Raw genomic sequence first — 6,869 nt, forward strand, 5'->3', positions numbered from 1 at the left:
TCTCGCTGCCGTTACTGGCGGAAGGGGAAGTTGAAGGCCTTGAGCAATGCCCTGGCTTCGTCGTCCGTCTTCGCAGTCGTACAAACGATGACGTCCATGCCCCAGATCTGATCAACCTTGTCGTAGTTGATCTCCGGAAACACGATGTGTTCCTTGATGCCCATGGCATAGTTGCCACGGCCATCGAAGCTCTTCGGATTCAGTCCGCGAAAATCGCGGACGCGCGGCAGCGCGATGTTCACGAGACGGTCGAGGAACTCGTACATGCGTTCCTTGCGCAGCGTGACCTTGGCGCCGATCGGCATCTTTTCGCGGACCTTGAAGCCGGCGATCGAATTGCGGGCCCGGGTGACGACGGCCTTCTGGCCGGCGATCATCGCCAGGTCTTCGGCAGCGATCGAAGGCTTCTTCGAATCGCCGGTCGCTTCGCCGACGCCCATGTTCAGCACGATCTTGTCGATGCGCGGAACCTGCATCTCGTTCTCGTAGCCGAACTGCTCCTGCAGCGCCTTGCGGATGGTCTCGTTGTAGACTTGCTTGAGACGCGGCGTGTTCTGGGCCTTGGACTGCTTGCTTTCAGCCTTGGGCTTCGTGGTTTGAGCCTTAGCCATTGATGACTTCTCCCGAGCGCTTGGCGACGCGCACCTTCTTGCCGTCCTTCTGGAAGATGAAGCCGACGCGGGTCGGCTTGCCATCCTTGGGGTCGGCCAGCGCGATGTTCGACAGCTGGATCGGCGCTTCCTTGGTGATGATCCCGCCCTCTTGGGACTGGGACTGCTTCTGGTGACGACGGATCATGTTGACGCCGCGCACCAGCGCGGTGTCTTCCTTCGGCTGTACCGAGAGGACTTCGCCCGAACGGCCCTTGTCCTTGCCGGCCAGCACGACGACCTTGTCGCCTTTTCTAATCTTCTGCATTGGTCCGGCTCCTTACAGCACTTCAGGCGCGAGCGAGATGATCTTCATGTGGTTCTTGGCGCGGAGTTCGCGCGGAACCGGTCCGAAGATACGCGTGCCGATCGGCTCTTTCTTGTTGTCGACGAGAACGGCTGCGTTCTTGTCGAAACGGATCACGCTGCCGTCCGGGCGGCGGATGTCCTTGGCCGTGCGAACCACGACCGCCTTCATCACATCGCCCTTCTTGACGCGGCCGCGCGGAATGGCTTCCTTGATTGACACCACGATGATGTCGCCTACGGAAGCGTATTTCCGCTTCGAGCCGCCCAGCACCTTGATGCACATGACACGACGGGCGCCGGAATTATCCGCGACGTCGAGGTTTGTTTGCATCTGAATCATGACTGGCCGCCTTCTTCTCTTCTAACGGGATGGGCTCAAAGCCCCTCCCCGGTCTGTCCAAAATTCGTTTGTTTACGCCTGATCCGAAGATACGACGATCCAGCGCTTGTCCTTGGAAATCGGCTTCGATTCCTGGATGAACACCTGATCGCCAACCTTGTGGGCGTTGTTCTCGTCGTGCGCCTTGTACTTCTTGGTCATGCGCACGGTCTTCTTCATCACGGGATGCGTGAAGCGCCGTTCGACCTTGACGACAACCGTCTTCTCGTTCTTGTCGCTGACGACGGTGCCCTGCAGAATGCGCTTTGGCATGGTTTTCGTCCTTAAGCCTTCTTAGCCGCGGACTTTTCCGCAGCGATGGTCTTGATACGCGCAATGTCCTTACGGACCTGTCTCACGCGCGCGGTCTTCTCGAGCTGGCCGGTGGCCTTCTGGAAGCGCAGGTTGAACTGCTCCTTCTTCAGGCTGGCCAGGTCGTCGGTCAGCTGGTCCTGGGTCTTGGTCCGGATATCTTCGGCTTTCATGATCAGCCCGTCCTTATTCTGCGATGCGCTGTACGAAGCGCGTCCTGACCGAGAGCTTGGCCGCGCCGAGACGCAGCGCCTCACGGGCGGTTTCTTCGTTGACGCCGTCGATCTCGAACATGATGCGGCCCGGCTTGACGCGAGCTGCCCAGTAATCGACCGCGCCCTTGCCCTTGCCCATGCGGACTTCGGTCGGCTTCGAGGTCACCGGCACATCCGGGAAAATACGGATCCACACGCGGCCGGCACGCTTCATCTCACGAGTGATCGCGCGGCGGGCCGCCTCGATCTCGCGCGCGGTGACGCGGTTCGGCTCAAGCGCCTTCAGCCCGAAACCGCCGAAATCCAGGTTGGTGCCGCCCTTGGCGGTACCGTGGATGCGGCCCTTGAACTGCTTGCGGAACTTTGTGCGCTTTGGCTGCAGCATCGTTCTAACTCCAAATTCTCAACTGTCTTAGGCGTTTTCGCGACGGCGACCGCGTTCGCGCTCACCACCACCACCGCCATGCGCATGATCGCCCTCGGTCGCGCGACGTTCCGAAGCCATCGGGTCGTGCTCGAGGATTTCGCCCTTGAACACCCAGACCTTGACGCCGCAGATGCCGTAAGCCGTGTGCGCCTCGGCCGTGCCGTAGTCGACATCGGCGCGCAGCGTATGCAGCGGCACGCGGCCTTCGCGGTACCATTCCATGCGCGCAATCTCGGCGCCGCCGAGACGGCCGGCGCAGTTGATGCGGATGCCTTCGGCACCGAGACGCATCGCCGACTGAACGGCACGCTTCATGGCACGACGGAACGCGATACGGCGCTCGAGCTGCTGGGCGATCGACTGGGCGACGAGGGTCGCGTCGATCTCGGGCTTGCGCACTTCAACGATGTTGAGGTGCGTCTCGGACTTCGTCATCTCCATCAGCTTCTTGCGAAGCTTCTCGATGTCGGCGCCCTTCTTGCCGATGATCAGACCCGGGCGCGCCGCATGGATGGTGACGCGGCACTTCTTGTGCGGACGCTCGATCACGACCTTCGAGATGGCAGCCTGCTTGAGCTCCTTCTCGAGATACTTGCGGATCTTGATGTCCTCATGCAGCAGCTTGCCGTACTCGCCGGTGTTCGCGAACCAGCGCGAATCCCAGGTGCGGTTGATGCCGAGGCGCAGACCGATCGGATTGACTTTCTGGCCCATTATGCGGCCTCCCCTTTTTCTTCGACTTCACGAACGACGATCGTGAGGTGCGAGAACGGCTTCTCGATACGGCTGGCGCGACCACGGCCACGGGCATGGAACCGCTTCATGACGATCGACTTGCCGACATAGGCTTCCGCCACGATCAGTGCATCGACGTCGAGGTCGTGGTTGTTTTCCGCGTTGGCGATCGCCGATTCCAGCGTCTTCTTGACCGTGCCGGAAATCCGCTTGGCCGAGAATTCGAGATCGGAAAGCGCTGTCGCGACCTTCTTGCCGCGGATCAGCGCGGCAACGAGGTTCAGCTTCTGCGGGCTGATACGGATCGTGCGCAATACGGCGCGCGCTTCGTTGTCAGCAAGCCTGCGCGGAGCTTTGGCCTTGCCCATGATTATTTCCTCTTCGCCTTCTTATCCGCGCCGTGACCGTAATAGGTCCGGGTCGGAGCGAATTCACCGAACTTGTGACCGACCATGTCCTCGTTCACCGAAACGGGAACATGCTTCTGGCCGTTGTAGACACCGAAGGTGAAGCCGACGAACTGCGGCAGGATGGTGGAGCGACGGCTCCACATCTTGATCACCTCATTGCGACCACCTTCACGAACCTTGTCCACCTTCTTGAGAAGGTAGCCGTCAATGAAGGGGCCTTTCCAAATCGAACGAGTCACTTGGCGTTACCTCTTCTTAGCTCTTGCGCTGATGGCGCGAGCGCAGGATGAACTTGTCGGTCGCCTTGTTGGACCGCGTCTTCTTGCCCTTGGTCGGCTTGCCCCAGGGCGAAACCGGATGGCGGCCACCCGAAGTGCGGCCTTCGCCGCCGCCATGCGGATGGTCGACCGGGTTCATGGTCACGCCGCGATTGTGCGGGCGCTTGCCACGCCAGACGGTGCGACCGGCCTTGCCGTCATTGATGTTGCCGTGGTCCGGATTGGACACGGCGCCGACAGTGGCCATGCACGAACCGTGCACGACACGCTGTTCGCCCGAGTTGAGACGAAGGATCGCCATGCCCTGGTCGCGACCGACCAGCTGGCCGTAGCCGCCGGCCGAACGAGCGACCTGAGCGCCCTTACCGGGCTTCAGCTCGATGTTGTGGACGATCGTGCCGACCGGCATCGAGGCCAGCGGCATCGCATTGCCCGGCTTCACGTCGACCGATTCACCGGCAATGATCTTGTCGCCGGGAGCCAGACGCTGCGGAGCGATGATGTAGGACAGCTCGCCATCGTCATACTTGATCAGCGCGATGAAAGCGGTGCGGTTCGGATCGTATTCAATGCGCTCGACCGTGCCGACGACGTCGAACTTGCGGCGCTTGAAGTCGATGATGCGGTACGAACGCTTGTGACCGCCGCCGATGAAGCGAGCCGTGATGCGACCGTAATTGTTGCGGCCGCCCGACTTGGTCAGGCCTTCGGTCAGGCCCTTGACGGGCTTGCCCTTGTAGAGGCCCGAGCGGTCGACGATGACCAACTGGCGGGTGCTCGGCGTTACCGGGTTGAATTTTTTCAGTGCCATGTTTCTGTCCTCGCGGCCTTGCTCAGAGACCCGTCGCGACGTCGATCGACTGGCCATCGGCCAGCGTCACAATCGCCTTCTTGACGTCGCTCTGGCGGCCAACCGTGCCACGGAAGCGCTTGATCTTGCCCTTGCGGACAAGCGTGTTCACGGCCATCACCTTGACGCCGAACAGCGCTTCGACGGCGGCCTTGATTTCCGGCTTCGACGCCTTCTTGGCGACGTTGAAGACGACCTGGTTCTGCTCGGAGGCCATGGTCGACTTTTCGGTGATCGCCGGCGAGACGATCACGTCGTAGTGACGAAGGTCGGTCATTTGAAGCGCTCCTCGAGAGCCTCGACGGCGGCCTTCGAAAGGACCAGCGTGCCGCGGCGCAGAATGTCGTAGACGTTGATGCCCTGGATGGGCAGCACGTCGATGTTCGGGATGTTCGTCGCTGCCAGCTTGAAGTTCTTGTCAAGCTCGGCACCGCCGATCAGCAAAGCGTTGGTCAGGCCCAGCGTCGCGAAATTCGCGATCAGCGCCTTCGTCTTGGCCTCGGTCAGCTTCAGCTCGTCGATGATGATGATCGACGCGCTCTTGGCCTTGGCCGAGAGAGCATGCTTGAGGCCGAGTGCGCGGACCTTCTTCGGCAGATCGTGCTCGTGGCTGCGAACGACCGGGCCGTGAGCCTTGCCGCCGCCGCGGAACTGCGGAGCGCGTGCCGAATGGTGACGGGCGCGGCCCGTACCCTTCTGCTTGTACATCTTGGCGCCGGTGCGCGCGATCTCGGCGCGACCCTTGGCCTTGTGCGTGCCCTGCTGCTTCTTGGCGAGCTGCCAGCGCACGACGCGCTGCAGGATGTCTTCGCGCGGATCAAGGCCGAAAATCTCCTCGGAGAGTTTCACCTTGCCGGCGTCCTTGCCGCCCAGCGTTGTGATCTTGATGTCCATTATTCCGCTCCCTCTGTGGCCGGGGCATCGTTCTTGGCGACAGCACGGATTGCGGCAGGCTTCGGCGCATTGGCCGGCAACGCCACCTTGGCGGCGTCGCGGACCAGGATCCAGGCGCCCTTCGAACCGGGAACCGCACCGCGGATCAGGATCAGGCCGCGATCGGCATCGGTCGAAACGATCTCGACATTCTGCGTGGTGACGCGGGTGTCGCCCATGTGGCCAGCCATATGCTTGCCCTTGAACACCTTGCCCGGATCCTGGCGCTGGCCAGTCGAACCGTGCGTACGGTGAGAAACCGAGTTACCGTGCGTCGCGCGGCCACCACCCATGTGGTGGCGTTTGATGACGCCCTGGAAACCCTTGCCGATCGTCGTGCCCGTCACATCGACCTTCTGGCCGGCAACGTAATGCTCGACGGTGATCTCGGCGCCGACATCGATCATGTTGTCGGCCGAGACGCGAAACTCGGCAACCTTGGCCTTGGGCTCGACGGAAGCGGTCGCGAAATGGCCGCGCATCGCCTTCGACGTGTTCTTCACCTTGGCAAGGCCAACGCCGAGCTGGACGGCGGTATAGCCGTTCTTCTCCTGCGTGCGCTGCGCCACGACCTGGCAGTTCTCCATCTGGAGAACGGTGACGGGAACATGTTCCCCGGCATCGTTGTAGATGCGGGTCATTCCCACCTTCTTTGCAATCACACCTGAACGCATCGGTTCAATTCCTTTAGAGTTCCGGGCCAGGGGCACCGCCCCTTCCTCGCTCGCTCTCGTTCCTTAGAGCTTGATCTCGACGTCGACACCGGCGGCCAGATCGAGCTTCATCAAAGCATCGACCGTCTGCGGGGTCGGATCGACGATGTCGAGCAGACGCTTGTGCGTGCGCATCTCGAACTGCTCGCGGCTCTTCTTGTCGACGTGAGGCGACCGGTTGACCGTGAACTTTTCGATCCGCGTCGGCAGCGGAATGGGGCCGCGGACGTTGGCACCGGTGCGCTTGGCCGTCGACACGATTTCCTTCGTCGAGGCGTCGAGCACGCGGTGATCAAACGCCTTCAGGCGGATGCGGATATTCTGTCCGTTCATGCGTCACTTCCTTGTTCTGGCGCGGCGCGGGCATATCCTGCGCCCGCGACAGATCGGTTTAAGTCCAAGTTACTCTTTGATGGTGACGACGATGCCGGCACCGACGGTGCGGCCGCCTTCACGGATGGCGAAGCGCAGCTTCTCTTCCATGGCGATCGGCACGATCAGCTCGACATCGACCGTGATGTTGTCGCCCGGCATCACCATCTCGGTGCCTTCCGGCAGCGACACGATACCGGTCACGTCCGTCGTGCGGAAATAGAACTGCGGACGGTAGTTGGTGAAGAACGGCGTGTGACGGCCACCTTCGTCCTTGGTCAGGATG

The 6,869-nt window shown here is 61.6% G+C and carries 15 protein-coding genes; all 15 read right to left on the reverse strand.

What is annotated here, in order from left to right; translation table 11 throughout:
• Positions 1-11 precede the first annotated feature (11 nt).
• Positions 12-611, reverse strand: coding sequence for a 50S ribosomal protein L5 (gene rplE / locus AC1DXN_RS22215; protein WP_111548980.1), 600 nt, complete (start codon positions 609-611; stop codon positions 12-14).
• Positions 604-918, reverse strand: a complete 315-nt coding sequence (gene rplX, locus AC1DXN_RS22220) for a 50S ribosomal protein L24 (protein WP_013531428.1) — start codon at positions 916-918, stop codon at positions 604-606. The genes rplE and rplX overlap by 8 nt, the downstream gene beginning before the upstream one ends.
• 12 nt (positions 919-930) lie before the next feature.
• Positions 931-1,299: a 50S ribosomal protein L14 gene (rplN, locus tag AC1DXN_RS22225; protein WP_006205457.1), complete on the reverse strand. Its 369-nt coding sequence runs from the start codon at positions 1,297-1,299 to the stop codon at positions 931-933.
• Positions 1,300-1,371: 72 nt separating this feature from the next.
• Entirely contained in the window at positions 1,372-1,611 is a 240-nt protein-coding gene (rpsQ, locus tag AC1DXN_RS22230; protein WP_010909280.1) for a 30S ribosomal protein S17, read from the reverse strand.
• 11 nt (positions 1,612-1,622) lie between these two features.
• A complete protein-coding gene (gene rpmC / locus AC1DXN_RS22235) occupies positions 1,623-1,823 on the reverse strand; it encodes a 50S ribosomal protein L29 (RefSeq protein WP_006205459.1) in 201 nt (66 codons plus the stop codon).
• 13 nt (positions 1,824-1,836) lie between these two features.
• Entirely contained in the window at positions 1,837-2,250 is a 414-nt protein-coding gene (gene rplP, locus AC1DXN_RS22240; RefSeq protein WP_006205460.1) for a 50S ribosomal protein L16, read from the reverse strand.
• 27 nt (positions 2,251-2,277) lie between these two features.
• Positions 2,278-3,006: a 30S ribosomal protein S3 gene (gene rpsC, locus AC1DXN_RS22245; protein ID WP_258601606.1), complete on the reverse strand. Its 729-nt coding sequence runs from the start codon at positions 3,004-3,006 to the stop codon at positions 2,278-2,280.
• Positions 3,006-3,395 carry a 50S ribosomal protein L22 gene (gene rplV / locus AC1DXN_RS22250; protein WP_006205462.1) on the reverse strand — a complete coding sequence of 130 codons (390 nt, stop codon included), beginning with the start codon at positions 3,393-3,395 and terminating at the stop codon, positions 3,006-3,008. Before rplV ends, rpsC begins: the two co-directional genes overlap by 1 nt.
• Positions 3,396-3,397: 2 nt before the next feature.
• Positions 3,398-3,676, reverse strand: coding sequence for a 30S ribosomal protein S19 (rpsS, locus tag AC1DXN_RS22255; RefSeq protein ID WP_006205463.1), 279 nt, complete (start codon positions 3,674-3,676; stop codon positions 3,398-3,400).
• Between the two features lie 16 nt (positions 3,677-3,692).
• Complete coding sequence (rplB, locus tag AC1DXN_RS22260; protein ID WP_477246642.1) at positions 3,693-4,526, reverse strand: 50S ribosomal protein L2; 834 nt, start codon at positions 4,524-4,526, stop codon at positions 3,693-3,695.
• A 22-nt stretch (positions 4,527-4,548) separates the two neighbouring features.
• Entirely contained in the window at positions 4,549-4,842 is a 294-nt protein-coding gene (locus AC1DXN_RS22265) for a 50S ribosomal protein L23 (RefSeq protein ID WP_023757976.1), read from the reverse strand.
• A complete protein-coding gene (gene rplD / locus AC1DXN_RS22270; protein WP_477246638.1) occupies positions 4,839-5,459 on the reverse strand; it encodes a 50S ribosomal protein L4 in 621 nt (206 codons plus the stop codon). Before rplD ends, AC1DXN_RS22265 begins: the two co-directional genes overlap by 4 nt.
• Positions 5,459-6,172 (reverse strand): 50S ribosomal protein L3, encoded by a 714-nt coding sequence (gene rplC / locus AC1DXN_RS22275; protein WP_477246637.1) that lies wholly within the window; start codon positions 6,170-6,172, stop codon positions 5,459-5,461. Before rplC ends, rplD begins: the two co-directional genes overlap by 1 nt.
• A 63-nt stretch (positions 6,173-6,235) precedes the next feature.
• Positions 6,236-6,544: a 30S ribosomal protein S10 gene (gene rpsJ, locus AC1DXN_RS22280; protein WP_010909272.1), complete on the reverse strand. Its 309-nt coding sequence runs from the start codon at positions 6,542-6,544 to the stop codon at positions 6,236-6,238.
• A 69-nt stretch (positions 6,545-6,613) separates the two neighbouring features.
• Positions 6,614-6,869, reverse strand: a 256-nt coding sequence (locus AC1DXN_RS22285; RefSeq protein WP_477246636.1) for an EF-Tu C-terminal domain-related protein, incomplete at its 5' end; no start/stop codon positions are given.

This window comes from Mesorhizobium sp. P2_H9, from assembly GCF_056403215.1.